Source organism: Bdellovibrio bacteriovorus (assembly GCF_001592745.1).
GTDB lineage: Bacteria > Bdellovibrionota > Bdellovibrionia > Bdellovibrionales > Bdellovibrionaceae > Bdellovibrio > Bdellovibrio bacteriovorus_B.
This window is the reverse complement of the sequence record NZ_LUKD01000001.1, coordinates 938876-952350: the sequence shown is the minus strand read 5'-3', so window position 1 is coordinate 952350 and position 13475 is coordinate 938876. Positions and strand designations below refer to the sequence as shown.

Genomic DNA, 13475 nt, shown 5'->3' with positions numbered 1-13475 from the left:
TTCGAAGTTGTACACGGTGACAAAAAAGGTGCGAAATGAATGGCCCTTACTTTTCAGGAAGGGCCTTAGTGGAATAGAGGTTAGTGGGAAGCGTGGTGAGTAGCGCCGCCGCTGTGGCGTCTTGTTTGCCAGCCCTTCTTCGCAGCACGCACGCGTGATGCATGTGATTGTGTCGATTTTGATGAAGATTTTGAAGATGATCTGGATGAGGCTGATTTTGAAGAAGCCGATTTAGTGGAAGAAGATGACTTGGATTTCGCCGCGGCTTTTCCGCCTCTTTTACCGCCGAGTTTCGAAGGCTCGGTGTTAGAAACTTTTTTACCTGCGCCGCCAGTTTCTTTATTCACTGTGGCCCAGCCGATTTGGGCGGCGCGCTTTGCTGAATAGCCGCGTTTTTTCGCGCTCTCTTCGATGTGTTCTGCTTGGCGTTTTTGTTTGCTCGTGTATTTTTCTTTTGAACCTCTAGGCATGATGGCCCTCCTTGTTTTCACCCTCATGCTAACGACGATTCAATTTTTTTCACACATTGAAAGCTTAGATTCTTAACACTGGAGCTTAGTCCTTCGTCTCTTTTTCGATGGAAGTACGAAGCAATGACTTCACACGATTTTGCTGAGTCGATCCGCCAAGCATCGCTTTTAATTGATTGTGGACGCTAGGATCGTTGATCAAAGCACCTAATGTGCCTTGGCCTTTATCAATTTTCGTAAGGATAGAGTCTAGCTTTTCCACAGAGCGAGTCAGCTTATCACCCGTGCCGCCTTCATTCATATTGGTAAGGACACGATGAGCCTCTTTGCTCATCTGGCTCATGTTAGAGCTCGCTGTTTCTAGATTACCCATAATGCGCACCAGGCGATTGTCAGCATTCAAACTTGCCGTCAGCTTATAGAGCTCGTTGATGGTATCAAAGATTCGGTTAGTTTCGTTACCGCGTTCAGAAATAATGCCAATCAAATCGGTGGGTTTTGCGATATCTAAGACTTCGCCTTCTTTAACCACGGGGCTTGAGGGATCACCCGGAATAATGAAGACAAACTTATCACCCAGCGCACCTTGAGTGCGCACTTCAACCTGAGAACCTTGACGAACGCGTCCGATGAATTCTTCATTAATGCGCATCTGCACATCCAGAGCATTCTTCTCTGACAAGAAAGTAATTTTCTCGACGTTACCGACGGGAACACCGGATAAAGAAACCACGCTGCCCTCCGAAAGACCTTGGACCTGATCAAAGTGTGCATGCACTCGGATGTAGCTCGTGAAAAGGGCGCGATCCGCACCCAGCAGAAAGATGGATCCCAAAATGAAGATGATCCCGATAGAAAGAAAGATTCCGACTTTCAATTGGGTGCTTGTTTGTGATTCCATTAGGCACTTTCTCCGTTAATGAACTGGCTCATGGCTCCGTCATCTGGAGCCTCTTTCAACTTATCAATAGTGTATTGCTCTCCGATTTTACCGTGTTGTAGCAATGCGACTTTGTCACAAACCGCATAGACCGTCGGCATATCGTGAGTAACGAGGATAGAAGTCACACCCTTGGCCTTTAAAGCCAGGATAGATTCTTGAATACGTTTCGTATTGTAGGGGTCTAAACCCGCTGTCGGTTCATCGTACAGAACGACTTCAGGATGCATCATCATGGCTCGTGCTAACCCCACGCGCTTTTGCATACCGCCTGAAATATTGCCGGGCAACAAATGCTCCGAACCGGCTAGCCCAAATTCTGCCAGTTGTTCGCGGATTTTATCGGCGATTTCTTTTTCACTCAAATTAAAGTGTTCGCGTAAAGGGTAGGCGAGGTTTTCATAAACGCTCATAGAGTCAAAAAGAGCGCCTCCTTGGAAGGCGTAAGCCACTTTTTTGCGAATCTCGTTGAGTTCTCGTTCTCTCATGCGTGCGATATCAGTACCATCAATAATGATTTGTCCTTGATCCGGCTTTTCAAGACCCACCAAGCTGCGCAGTAACACGCTCTTTCCGGTTCCAGAGCCCCCGATAAGTCCAAGGCATTCGCCTTTACGAACATAAAAGCTCACACCGCTATGAACTTTTTTAGAGCCGAAGGATTTGTGAAAGTTTACGACTTCGATAAAGCCTTTCCTGGATTCGTTCATAGTTTCTCCACGATCCAGAAAAGTTTTGATAAGAAGAAGTCGCCCACTAAAATCAGAATCGAAGAAACGACGACAGCCTTCGTCGTCGCAATACCCACTTCTTTCGTACCTTCTTTGACATTAAGTCCGAAGTAACAAGATGGAATTGCAATAAATAAAGCAAAGAAGAACGTCTTTCCAAAACCAGAAAGGTAATCTTGCATGCTGGAAGTCGTGATTACTTTAAGCAGATAAAAATTAGGATCCAGATTCAGCTCTGTCGCGCCGACTAAAAGGCCGCCTGCATTTCCTACGATATTGGCAATCGACACCAAGATAGGAAGTACGATTAGGCAAGCCAGCACTCTTGGGATCACGATTTTTTTAATTGGTGAAGTGCCTAATGCGCGAATCGCATCGATTTGCTGAGTGACGACCATACTCCCAATTTCACTGGCGATACCCGCACCAACACGAGCGGCGAGCATAAGACTTGTAAAAACCGGACCGATTTCTCGCAAGATGGTGACGGCTAAAAGTTTTGGGACGTAAAGCTTTCCGCCAAATTTTTCTAGACCCAAACCAAACTGCAAAGACATCACCATCCCGATACTGACGGCCGTGACGATGATTAAAGGCATAGAGCGAATCCCAATTTGATAGATTTGCTCCACCAAGAGCTTCCAATAGAAACGGCCCTTGAAAATTTGCTTAAACACATCTGCAGACAATAGGCCCACACCCCCGACGAAGCGGAGGATCTCAAGCATAAAGGCTGTCAGAGGCGTATTAATTGAATTCATTAAGGTGCCTTGAAGTTCGTTTTGAAGTTTTCAAAAGTGCCGAGTTCATTTTGAAAGTTTTTTTCAACGCCTCCGTAAGTCAGCGTGTAATTGCACCCGTTCTTTTTAAATACGAGAAGAGAAAGTTGGACAGAGACGCCATCGACAAACCCTTGTGCTAAAGTTTGGCGGGCGGCTCGGCCGTTGAAGGAGGTGTCTTCAGATTTTAGGACTTTCAAAGAGTTCAGCGCGCTCAAAGAATCACTTTCCAACTGTTGCAAAGTAGGCTCATTCTTGCCGCCACATTCGGAAAGATATGAAATCGTATTTCCCGTTTTTCCGCTGATCCAGGCTTTGTCAGAGCTGTCAGATTTTATTTCGTTGAACGGAGAGGAAGGAGCCGAAAAGCTGACATCCTTTGCAGACGTGACTTTCCCGCCGGGTAATTGAACCGACACACAACTTCCAAGAAGCAAAAACATGATGCAGACAAAGACGTGGTTTCTCATAGCACCTATCTATCGGAATACTTAAGGTAAATATTCAGTCCTGACGTTGGCAAACAGGACCTAAGTCCACTGTCATCCATTTGTCAGGCCTGACAGAAAATCTATGAAACTTTTTGCCCATCTGGAACATATTTGCCAATAGACCAAAGAAATGCTGGCACCGTATGTGCAACAGCACAAGGAAGGGAAAAGGTAGGGTTCAAGGAGTGAACACTTTGCGATTTTTCGTTGCGGCAGGATGCCTCATCTTAAGTCTAGCTTCGGCACAGGCTCAAACAGTCAGTGGCTTGATTAATTATCAGGGCGATACTGTTCATTTGGAACTCTCAGGTCAGCAAAACTGGGATTACGACGTGAAACGTTTGGAAGTAAAGAACCAAACTATTGTCGAAATGACGGTGCCAGCGATGGATGATGCGACCATCAAAGCTCTTTCTTCATTTAAAAGTGATTTTGTAACGGGTGTTGCTGTTGATCGTAAAGGTCCAGATGGTAAACACGTGATCTCTTTCACATTGTCTGGCGATGACATCGACACTTTTGATTACCTAACAGACCAACCCTCTAGACTGATTATGGATTTCTATGTAAATCCAAACAGCAAGCCTAAAAAAGAAATCAAAGCCGTTGCCAAAAAATCCGAAACAGCACCCGCAGAAGAGAGTGCTAAGCCTGCAAAATCGGTGGCAAAAGCTAAAACTGATAAGAAAAGAAAACCCGCTACGGCAGATGTCTTGAATATCGCAAATCAAGGTACCGCAGTGGCGATGAATTCAGATCCCGTGAAGTCAGGAATCTTTGATGGCGGCGATCCTAATTATGAGCGCTTTTCTATCAAAGACTACGAGATCAAAGAAGAAGCTTTGATCCGCGCTAAGGACAATTACTACATCCCGTTTCCGATGTTGGAAACTCCGGTGAGTTACTGGGAGAGGATGAAAGTCACTCCGACGATTTACGAAATTTCCGCAAAATCAACGGACGAAAATAAACAGGCGCGTTTGCTTCTGACTCTTTTTGAAAAGCAAAGATATGCGGTTTATTTGAAAACTCAGAATTGGTTTAAAGATAAATATCCAAAATCTGAGTACAACGAAATCATTGATTATATGACGGCCGATGTACACCTGGCTTTATGGCAGGACTCTGGCAACAGTCAAAATTACGATGAAGCTGTCCAACGTTATAAGGAAGCGATTGAAAAGTATCCGCGTTCTCCGTTGGCCGAAAGAACGTCTTTGAAAATTGGCTATTTGGCTTTGGAAAGAGGCGACTTCCTTGGAGCGCTTCGTCTTTTCAATGAGCATATTGGTAATAAAAACTTTCCGGATAAAAATGCATTGTCGAAAGACTTAGCTCGCTTGGGCACTGCCTTGGCTTATATGAAGCTCAATCGCTACAATGAAGCCGTCGCTCAGTTTGATGATATAGAGAAAAACTCTACGAATCGGGATCTGAAAGTGGAAGCCGCTTTCCGTCGTGGTGATGTGTGGGTGCGCGGTAAAAATTACTCTAAAGCTGTTGAAGAATATCAGCGTGCGCTTAAGAAATACCCAGAAGGTCAAAACTCTTATCCGAATGCATACTACAACCAGGCTGAATCTTTGTTCTGGATGAATAAGTACAATCAAAGCTTGGATACTTACCTTGAATTTATTAAAAAATTCCCAAGTAATGCCAATGCCCCTTACGCGATGACTCGTATGGGAGAATTGTTGGATATCTTTGGTGCCGATAAATCCCGCGTGATGGGTGCTTATCTAGAAACTTATTTCCGCTATGGTGAAAGCCCAAGTGCCGTGATTTCTCGTTTGCGTTTACTGAGCGGTCGCATGAAAGGTATGAAACCGAAAGAAGTGAACAATGCCGTTGGTGAGATCATGTCACTGGCGAAAAAGGTGGATTTGCCTAACATGGAACAGTTCGCAACTGTGATGGTGGCGGATGGTTACACGCAACGTAACGAATTCCAAAAGTCTATTGATCTTCTTTCTAAGTATTACAAAGAGCATCCGACTTCTGTGGATGTTCCTTTGATCACGAACAGAATTATTTCGAATATCAACGCGAAGCTTGAATCCGAAGTGAACCGTGGGAACTTCATCGAGGCTTTGAAAACTCACAGTCAATATGCCGACACATGGTTGAAAAACTCTAAGCGTCTGGACACTCGTTACAATGTGGGTCGGGCATTTGAAATGGGCGGAGCTCCGGTTGAAGCCGAAAAATATTATAAAGATGTTTTAAACCGTGTGTATGCCATTCGTGGAACTCCGGAAGCTAAAGAAGTTCAAGTAAAAGAAGAAATTCCAACAGAAGACGAATTGAACCTTCGTTTGGCGGCCGTGTTCACTCAAGAAGGAAAATCGAATCTTGGCTATGAGTACCTAAAAAACATCAAAACTCCGGAGAAACTTTCCGAAGCAGCGCAAATTGAAAGAGTGAACATTGCCGTTCGTCTTCTTGAAAAGCGCGGTGACAATGAATCAGCGATTCGCTACTTAGGCGAACTTCTTCGCACATGGAAAGGCCAACCGGAACTAGTGGCTGAACCGTATTTGAAATTGGCAGAACTTCAGCAGAAACAAAACCGCCCTACCGAAGCATTGCAAGCTTTGGAAGTGGTGGATCAATTGCAAAAAGATTCTGGCAAGGTTTCGACTGTCGTGCATGCGAAAGCCTTAGAAAATATTGGCGACCTTTACCTCAATAAAGGCGACGAAGCCAAAGCCACCGAAGCTTACGGAAAGCTTTTGGAAAAGTACGAAGAAAGCCGTCCTCTTTCTTCGATTCGTTACAAACTTGGACAAATTTATTTCAAACGCGGTGAAGTGCAAAAAGCCGCCGAAGTTTGGAATGAATTTAAAGGTGAAAAAAGTGGCTTTTGGAAAAACTTAGCGCAAGAGCAGCTGAAGAATTCCGAATGGCGCGACGGTTACAAGAAATATATCCAAAGAATTCCAGCGATGTCTGAGAACGAGCAAGGGCAATAGGGAGATTTGATGTCGTACTTTGATTTTGATGCGATACACATCGAAGACAGAAGAATGCACGAAGTAAAGCAGCTAAGTTTGCAGTTGGCGGCAACGCAAGCAAGCCTGCTGATTCTTGGTGAAGCCGGTGTGGGAAAAACCAGTTTAGCTCGCTATATTTATGCTAAAAGCCGTTCGGCCCGTTTGTACACTTTGGACTGTAAGAATGCCGGCGGTTTTGATTTTTCAAAGGTCGATGGTGGCACTCTTTTGATTGAGGATTTGGATTGTGCAAATCCTGCTTTGCAAAATGAATTGATGAGGCTTGTGGAAAGAGCGGGCTCTTCTCGCCCACGTTTTATTTCTACTTCACGACGTGATCTTCGCTCGTTGGTTAAGCAAGAACAGTTCCGTCAGGATTTGTTCTATAAATTAGCAGTGGTTCATTTAGAAGTTCCTCGCCTTGAAGATCGTTTGGCTGATTTTCAGAATATTGTGACTTTTATTTTAGAAGTCGCGCAAATCATGCACGGGAAGTCTGGCTTGCGTTTGACGGCCGAAGCTTACGAGCGTTTGACGGCATGGAACTGGCCGGGAAACATCCGTGAACTTGAAAACGTTCTTGAAAGATCCGTCGTTCTTGCAAAATCTTCACTGATTGGCCCCGAATCTATTCAATTTGAGGCCATTGTTGAGGATATGGAGCTGGATTTTGCCCCTGGAATGTCCCTTTCTGAGGTGGAAAAGCGTCTTATCATACAGACCTTGGAGTTGACGGCGCAGAACCGTACTCGAGCCGCTCAGATGTTAGGGATTAGTATTAGAACATTGAGAAATAAATTAAACGAATACAAGGAGGCCGGTGTTTTATGAGTAACGGAATTTTTGATAAAACAACCAATGCCCTCGCCACATCGTTGGCGATGAGACAACTCCGCCACAACGTCACGGCTTCGAATATCGCGAATGCCGAGACTCCGGGCTATCACGCTAAGAAAATGGATTTCGAAGGCGCGTTGCAAAGAGCCCTGGATTTAGATGGCGCAAACTCCCTAAGCACAAGTGATTCACAGCACTTCGGCATCGGTGGGGTTTCTGTTTCAAAAACTAGACCTGATATCTATGAAGACCCTGAAGGTGCCGTGAATAACGATGGCAACACAGTGGACGTAGAAAAAGAAATGTCGGCGTTATCAGAAAATGCGGTTCTGTACAAAGCAGCTCTGCAACTGATCAATAAAAAAATGGCCGCTCTTAAATACGCGGCGAACGACGGCAGATAGAACTTAGGATTTGAGAGTTCTGAGAGGAGGCCAGGATGGCTGATTTTCTGACAGGGATGAGAGTAAGTAGCAGTGGTATGGCAGCGCAAAGAATGCGCATGAATACTATTGCGAGCAACATCGCGAATATCAATACGACTCAGACACCTGAAGGCGGTCCGTATCGCCGTAAGGATGTGGTTTTCGAGTCGATGCCCGACGCCAAAAATTTTGGTGAGATCATCACCTCGACCGATCCCAAAGGAAATTTCCAAAGGGTCCAGGTCACCGATATTATCTCGGATCGCAAAGCCCCATTGTTGAAATATGAACCAGATCATCCTGATGCAAATGCCGATGGATACGTCGCTTATCCCAATATCAACCTTATGGAAGAGATGACCAATATGATACAGGCCACTCGCTCCTATGAGGCGAATGTGACGGCTCTTCAAGCGTCAAAAGATATGGCGCTGAGTGCTTTGGAGATAGGTCGCTAAGACTGAAAGCCCAGGAGGAATTTTCCTAGACTGGGGCAAATTTTAAGGACTTTTTTAGTTTAGTTTTATACAATTTTTGTAAGAGGAGAAGGTGAAGCCATGGAGGGTTTTACTGTATCAAATGCAAACAGGTTTCTCGATACTGGTGTCATTCGTGACTCCAAGTCTTTAAGCATCGAGGGTCCTAAATCAACGAGTTCTACAGCAGATACTGGCAAGAGCTTCGCCGACACCCTGAAGGACGCTGTCAGCAGTGTGAACGAGATGCAAAAGTCTTCGGATAAGGCTATGCAAAACTTGGCCACTGGAAAAACAGACAACGTCGCAGAAGTCATGATCGCCGCTGAAAAAGCAGACATCGCCCTCAAAGTGATGGTGCAAGTACGTAACAAGATTATTGATGCGTACCAAGAAGTCATGAAAATGCAGGTTTGATTTAATTTATTTGAGATTTCGGTTTTAGGTCGGAGGGGTTACCTTGAACAAAATATTTGGCGGATTGGTTGTCCAGTTTAGAGAGTTCTTCAAGAATTTAGGGCCAACCAAAAGACTTTCAGTCATTGCGGTTACAGTCATAGCTGTTGTGGCTTTATTGACGATGCTTTTCATGGCATCCGGTAAAGACTATGTACCGCTTTTCACCAATATTCCGACAGAACAAGTTTCTACCATCGTTGCAAAACTGAATGAAAAGAACATCCCCTTCCAACTTCGTGACGAAGGTAAAACTGTTGCTATTCCGAAAGAGCTTCTTCATTCAACGCAAATGACGTTGATGTCTGAAATCGGCTCTCCAAAAATGGGTTCCATCGGTCTTGAAATTTTCGATAAGCAAGATTTTGGGATGAACTCTTACGCTCAGAAAATCAATTACCAAAGAGCCCTTCAAGGTGAATTGATGAGAGCGATCAACACTTTGACGGCCGTAAAACAGTCCAAAGTAATCTTGGCTTTGCCAAATAAAAAAACATTCCTTGAAGAAGGCGGCCAGGCATCAGCTTCGGTTGTGGTTGAACTTCATCAAGGTAAAGAACTTGCTCCGGAACAAGTTCGTGGTATCCGCTACCTAGTTGCGAATGCAGTTGAAGGTATGGATGCTGATAAAGTCACCGTTCTTGATGAACGTGGTAAAGTTCTGACTCGTCAGGAAAATGGCGCGACGACAGGTTCTAACGATCTTTTGGATCTAAAGGCAAAAATCGAAGGCGATCTTGAGAATCGTATCGAAGACATCCTTTCTAAAGTAGTAGGTCACGCTAAAGTCGTTGCGAAAGTGGATGCGACTTTGAATCACCGTGTGATCTCTTCGGTTGAAGAATTGGTTGATCCAGATAAAACGGCGATTCGTTCACAACAATCTGAGGAAGAATCTTTAGATGGTTCGCGTGTGAATCCAGCCGGCGTTCCGGGGTCTCGTTCGAATCTTCCAGGTGCGGAAGATCAAGGAACTGTAGGCTTCAAGCAAGACGTTAAAAAAGAAATCAAAACGACGAACTATGAAGTTCCAAAAACAGTGCGCAACATTCGTGAGGCCGCTGGGAACTTAGAGCGCGTGAGTGTCGCGGTTGTGGTTGATGGTATTGCCGTTACTAAAACAAAAGAAGACGGCACAACAGAGACGACTTACCAACCTCGCAGCGCGGAAGATCTTAAAAAGTACGAAGACCTGGTTAAAAACGCGATCGGTTTCAATACAGCTCGTGGTGACAGTGTTAAAATTGAAAGCATGCAGTTCCAACCAGAAGACTTCTCTGAAGCAGAGAAGATCTTAACGACATTGGAACGCAAGAAGTTGATCCATGCCTTGTTTAAATGGGCGTTGTTGGGATTCAGCTTGGCTCTGTTCTTCTTCATCGTGGTTCGTCCATTCATGCAGTGGATTACAGACAGCTTCCAAGACTCTGTGGAGGAAATGTTGCCTCGTACAATTGAAGAACTTGAAGAATTACAATCCGTGGATAACACGCTTCCTGGTATGTCGGCGGCTCTTCCTGTCCTGCAGGAATCAATCGATCCAGAAAAAGCGGAAAGCGAACTTCTCAAAGATCGTATCATGGCGACTATGTCACGAGACGAAGAGAAAGCAGCCAATGCCTTTGGTATGTGGCTTGTTAGGAAGGATGGCTAATGAAATTACATAAGGCCGATAATATCGAGTATGAACAGCTCAAAGGTTTTGATAAGGCCGCAATCCTTATCAACTATCTGGGTAAAGACGCTGTCAAAGTCCTTCTTCGCCGCATGGATGATGCTGACATTCGCAAACTTATCAATCAGATGAGTAAATTGCGTGTCGTTCCTGTTCACGTGACAAAGCGTGTGTTGGAAGAGTTCTATGAAATGATCTCTGAAACAGAAGATTACATCTTCTCTGAAAGCATCTCTGCCAAAGACACGATCGTCGATGCCTTGGGAGAGGAAAGAGCCCGTGGTATCCTGGGTGGTTTGAATATCACATCCGGTGGATCGCGCTCTTTGGAGTCTCTTGAAATGGTCGATGCGAAATCTTTGGCGACGTTCTTAGTGAACGAACATCCTCAGACAGTCGCTGTGATCTTGGCGCACCTAGAGCCTGAGAAAAAAGGTGAGGTTCTAAAACGTCTTCCAGAAGCCCTTCAAGCCGAAGTGGTACTGCGTATGGCGAACTTGGAACACGTAGATCCGGAATTGATTTCTGAAATCGACAAAGTTTTGAAAAACCAATTGTCCAATACGGCAACGGTCGAACAAGCCGCTTTGGGGGGTGTTCAGCCGGTGGCGGAAATGCTCAACGTTATGGACAAGAATACCGAGACGGCGATCATGTCCCGCTTGGAAGAAAAAGATCCTCTTCTTGCCGAAGAGATCCGCAAGCTCATGTTCGTTTTCGACGACGTTGTCAAAATCGACGACCGTGGTATTCAAGCGCTTCTCAAAGAAGTGCCGAACGAAAAACTTCTTCTGGCACTCAAGACAGCCAGCGAAGAGATTCGTGGAAAAATCCTCAAGAATCTTTCTCAACGTGCGGCAGATATGTTGCGCGAAGATTTGTCGAACATGGGACCTTCTCGTTTGTCAGACGTCGAGTCTGCACAACAAGAGATCGTCAACGTGGCTCGCCGCTTAGAGGCGGAAGGAAAGATCTTGATCGCAAGAGGTGGTTCAGAAGATGCAATGGTCTAATTCCAAGCTTAGTTCGGGCTCCGGGAGCTCTAACGCCTCTCTTAATGCTAAGACGAAGTCAGTTCTTCCTAAGGAAGTGGCTGAAAAGACCGTGCTTGAGTTTGTACCCGTTCGTTTCGATCTGGGTACTCCCGAGCAGGCTTTAAACTATCTTGCCGAAAAGAAAAAGGGTTCTGACTTCCGAATGAACGATGCCGTCCGTATGCAAACGGGTATTGATGATGTCGAGCAAGTCAGTGAAGAAGAAAAGGTCGAAGAAGCGGCTCTTGAAAAACTAAAAGAGATTCAAGAGGGCGCTTATGAAGAGGCTTATCGCCTAGGGTTGGAAGAAGGCCGCAAAGAGGCTTTTGAAAAAGTTTCTGCGGAAATCGCTTCGCGCATGGAAACCATGGATGTTCTTTTGAACGGCATCAAAGAAATGAAAACAGAGATGGCCGCATTCAATGAGTCTCATTTGGTCAAGTTGGCTTTCCACATGGCGGCTCGTCTGGCGAAGACGGAGCTTCAGAATAATAATGAAGTGATGATCCAAATCCTCAAAGATGCCGTCAGTCTTTCTCAAGACGAAGAAAATATCACGGTGCGCGTTTCTCCGGGACAGTTTGAATTCCTCGAGGAGCTGAAAAAAGAATCGGGCCGCGAGTTGGAATTCGTAAAGAAAATCCGTTTTGAGCCAAGTTCTGAAGTCGCCGACGGCGGTTGTATTGTTGAAACCAACTACGGTGAAGTCGATGCGCGCATTGAACAGCGTATTGAACAACTGTGGACCGCTCTTTCTGAAAACATGCCGAAAGTTAAAGACAAGGTTGCTAGCTAATGAACGAACTTGAACTGAATCTGGAGAAGTACTCTGATGTCATCAGCTCCATCCACTTGACTCGCGATAGCGGTAAAGTGACGGAAGTAAATGGCATGCTGATTAAGGGCTATCTTCCAGGTGCCAGTGTCGGAAGTATCGTGCAAATCATCCCCTCGGGTATGGATAAGTCCTTCCTGGCGGAGGTTGTTGGTTTTAAAGACAAACATGTTCTGATGATGGCCCTGAATGACATGCGTGGCGTGGCTTTGGGTTCTAAAATCATTCTGGCTCGCCAGATTGCCACGGTCCGTGCGGGTGATGAGCTTTTAGGCCGTGTGGTGGATGGCTTAGGTCGTCCTTTGGATGACAAGGGCGAAGTCGAAAATTTCCGTGAAATTCCTCTTTACAGTGAAGTGCGAAATCCTTTGGATCGTCGCCCTATTCGCGAACCTATTGACTTGGGCATTCGTGCTATCAATGGCGCATTAACCGCGGGCCTGGGCCAGCGTGTCGCTATTATGGCAGGTTCTGGTGTTGGTAAGTCTGTCCTTTTGGGGATGATGGCCCGAAACACCAATGCCGACGTGAATGTGATCGCGATGATTGGTGAACGTGGGCGTGAGGTTCGGGAGTTCATCGAACACGATTTGGGGCCGCAGGGAATGGCTCGATCTGTGGTTGTTTGTGTGACCAGTGACCAAAGCCCGCTGCTTCGTATGCGTGGAGCCTATGTGGCAACAGCCTTGGCAGAGTATTTCTGTTCTCAGGGCAAAAATGTTCTTTTAATGATGGACTCCGTCACACGTTTTGCGATGGCTCAACGTGAAATCGGTCTTAGCACAGGAGAGCCGCCTTCACAAAAAGGTTATACACCGAGTGTGTTTGCTACTTTGCCAAAACTTTTAGAGCGTGCCGGTTCTTTTGAAGGAGAAGGCAGTATCACAGGTTTCTATACGACTCTCGTTGAAGGTGACGATATGAATGATCCTATTGGGGATTCAGTTCGTTCCATCGTCGATGGACATATTGTTTTAAGCCGTGCTTTGGCGCAAAAAGGTCATTTCCCAGCGATTGATGTTATGCAAAGTGCAAGTCGGGTGATGCGAGCGGTTTCTTCGCCAGAACACGCTAAGCTCGCGCAGAAGCTCAGAGAAACCTTAGCCGTCTATAAAGACGCCGAAGATTTGATCAATATCGGTGCCTATAAGCCGGGATCAAATCCTAAGATCGATAAAGCGGTGAAAGTGATCGATGCGGTGAATGACTTCTTAAAACAAAGAGTCGAAGACCCAACAAATTTCACCCAGACCGTCCGTCAAATGCAGCAAATCCTTATGAACGCTTAAGCGTGAAGTATAAGGGCCGGAGGCCCGAAGCTGGAGTAAGCAAA

At 45.6% G+C, this 13475-nt stretch carries 14 protein-coding genes; 9 read left to right on the top strand and 5 right to left on the bottom strand.

Features of this window, described 5'->3' with window-relative positions:
- Positions 1–80: 80 nt before the first annotated feature.
- The 5 genes from AZI87_RS04475 to AZI87_RS04455 form a co-directional block, all read right to left on the bottom strand.
- Positions 81–470 (bottom strand): hypothetical protein, encoded by a 390-nt coding sequence (locus AZI87_RS04475; RefSeq protein WP_063205199.1) that lies wholly within the window; start codon positions 468–470, stop codon positions 81–83.
- A gap of 85 nt (positions 471–555) precedes the next feature.
- On the bottom strand, positions 556–1371 hold the full coding sequence (locus AZI87_RS04470; RefSeq protein ID WP_063205198.1) for an MlaD family protein: 816 nt from the start codon (positions 1369–1371) through the stop codon (positions 556–558).
- The gene (locus AZI87_RS04465) at positions 1371–2120 is read right to left on the bottom strand and encodes an ABC transporter ATP-binding protein (protein ID WP_063205197.1); all 750 of its coding nucleotides are present in this window, start codon (positions 2118–2120) and stop codon (positions 1371–1373) included. Before AZI87_RS04465 ends, AZI87_RS04470 begins: the two co-directional genes overlap by 1 nt.
- On the bottom strand, positions 2117–2902 hold the full coding sequence (locus AZI87_RS04460; RefSeq protein WP_063205196.1) for an MlaE family ABC transporter permease: 786 nt from the start codon (positions 2900–2902) through the stop codon (positions 2117–2119). The genes AZI87_RS04465 and AZI87_RS04460 overlap by 4 nt, the downstream gene beginning before the upstream one ends.
- Positions 2902–3339 (bottom strand): hypothetical protein, encoded by a 438-nt coding sequence (locus AZI87_RS04455; protein ID WP_253696439.1) that lies wholly within the window; start codon positions 3337–3339, stop codon positions 2902–2904. Before AZI87_RS04455 ends, AZI87_RS04460 begins: the two co-directional genes overlap by 1 nt.
- A gap of 257 nt (positions 3340–3596) precedes the next feature.
- On the opposite strand from AZI87_RS04455, the gene AZI87_RS04450 reads away from it, so the two are divergent.
- From AZI87_RS04450 to AZI87_RS04410, 9 genes are all read left to right on the top strand, one after another.
- Positions 3597–6383, top strand: a complete 2787-nt coding sequence (locus AZI87_RS04450; RefSeq protein ID WP_253696437.1) for a tetratricopeptide repeat protein — start codon at positions 3597–3599, stop codon at positions 6381–6383.
- 9 nt (positions 6384–6392) lie between these two features.
- Positions 6393–7235: a sigma 54-interacting transcriptional regulator gene (locus AZI87_RS04445; protein WP_063205193.1), complete on the top strand. Its 843-nt coding sequence runs from the start codon at positions 6393–6395 to the stop codon at positions 7233–7235.
- Positions 7232–7645: a flagellar basal body rod protein FlgB gene (gene flgB, locus AZI87_RS04440; protein WP_063205192.1), complete on the top strand. Its 414-nt coding sequence runs from the start codon at positions 7232–7234 to the stop codon at positions 7643–7645. The genes AZI87_RS04445 and flgB overlap by 4 nt, the downstream gene beginning before the upstream one ends.
- A 35-nt stretch (positions 7646–7680) precedes the next feature.
- The gene (flgC, locus tag AZI87_RS04435; protein ID WP_063205191.1) at positions 7681–8124 is read left to right on the top strand and encodes a flagellar basal body rod protein FlgC; all 444 of its coding nucleotides are present in this window, start codon (positions 7681–7683) and stop codon (positions 8122–8124) included.
- A 99-nt stretch (positions 8125–8223) separates the two neighbouring features.
- On the top strand, positions 8224–8559 hold the full coding sequence (gene fliE / locus AZI87_RS04430) for a flagellar hook-basal body complex protein FliE (RefSeq protein ID WP_063205190.1): 336 nt from the start codon (positions 8224–8226) through the stop codon (positions 8557–8559).
- A gap of 43 nt (positions 8560–8602) precedes the next feature.
- Complete coding sequence (fliF, locus tag AZI87_RS04425; RefSeq protein WP_063205189.1) at positions 8603–10252, top strand: flagellar basal-body MS-ring/collar protein FliF; 1650 nt, start codon at positions 8603–8605, stop codon at positions 10250–10252.
- Positions 10252–11286 (top strand): flagellar motor switch protein FliG, encoded by a 1035-nt coding sequence (fliG, locus tag AZI87_RS04420; RefSeq protein WP_063205188.1) that lies wholly within the window; start codon positions 10252–10254, stop codon positions 11284–11286. Before fliF ends, fliG begins: the two co-directional genes overlap by 1 nt.
- Positions 11273–12103 carry a FliH/SctL family protein gene (locus tag AZI87_RS04415; protein WP_081112126.1) on the top strand — a complete coding sequence of 277 codons (831 nt, stop codon included), beginning with the start codon at positions 11273–11275 and terminating at the stop codon, positions 12101–12103. Before fliG ends, AZI87_RS04415 begins: the two co-directional genes overlap by 14 nt.
- Positions 12103–13431 carry a FliI/YscN family ATPase gene (locus tag AZI87_RS04410; protein ID WP_063205187.1) on the top strand — a complete coding sequence of 443 codons (1329 nt, stop codon included), beginning with the start codon at positions 12103–12105 and terminating at the stop codon, positions 13429–13431. Before AZI87_RS04415 ends, AZI87_RS04410 begins: the two co-directional genes overlap by 1 nt.
- Positions 13432–13475 lie beyond the last annotated feature (44 nt).

Coding starts and splice junctions, on each gene's coding strand:
- fliG (WP_063205188.1), top strand. CDS start 10,252: ATGAAATTACATAAGGCCGATAATATCGAGTATGAACAGCTCAAAGGT.
- flgC (WP_063205191.1), top strand. CDS start 7,681: ATGGCTGATTTTCTGACAGGGATGAGAGTAAGTAGCAGTGGTATGGCA.
- AZI87_RS04415 (WP_081112126.1), top strand. CDS start 11,273: ATGCAATGGTCTAATTCCAAGCTTAGTTCGGGCTCCGGGAGCTCTAAC.
- AZI87_RS04465 (WP_063205197.1), bottom strand. CDS start 2,120: ATGAACGAATCCAGGAAAGGCTTTATCGAAGTCGTAAACTTTCACAAA.
- AZI87_RS04410 (WP_063205187.1), top strand. CDS start 12,103: ATGAACGAACTTGAACTGAATCTGGAGAAGTACTCTGATGTCATCAGC.
- AZI87_RS04470 (WP_063205198.1), bottom strand. CDS start 1,371: ATGGAATCACAAACAAGCACCCAATTGAAAGTCGGAATCTTTCTTTCT.
- AZI87_RS04460 (WP_063205196.1), bottom strand. CDS start 2,902: ATGAATTCAATTAATACGCCTCTGACAGCCTTTATGCTTGAGATCCTC.
- AZI87_RS04475 (WP_063205199.1), bottom strand. CDS start 470: ATGCCTAGAGGTTCAAAAGAAAAATACACGAGCAAACAAAAACGCCAA.
- flgB (WP_063205192.1), top strand. CDS start 7,232: ATGAGTAACGGAATTTTTGATAAAACAACCAATGCCCTCGCCACATCG.
- fliE (WP_063205190.1), top strand. CDS start 8,224: ATGGAGGGTTTTACTGTATCAAATGCAAACAGGTTTCTCGATACTGGT.
- AZI87_RS04445 (WP_063205193.1), top strand. CDS start 6,393: ATGTCGTACTTTGATTTTGATGCGATACACATCGAAGACAGAAGAATG.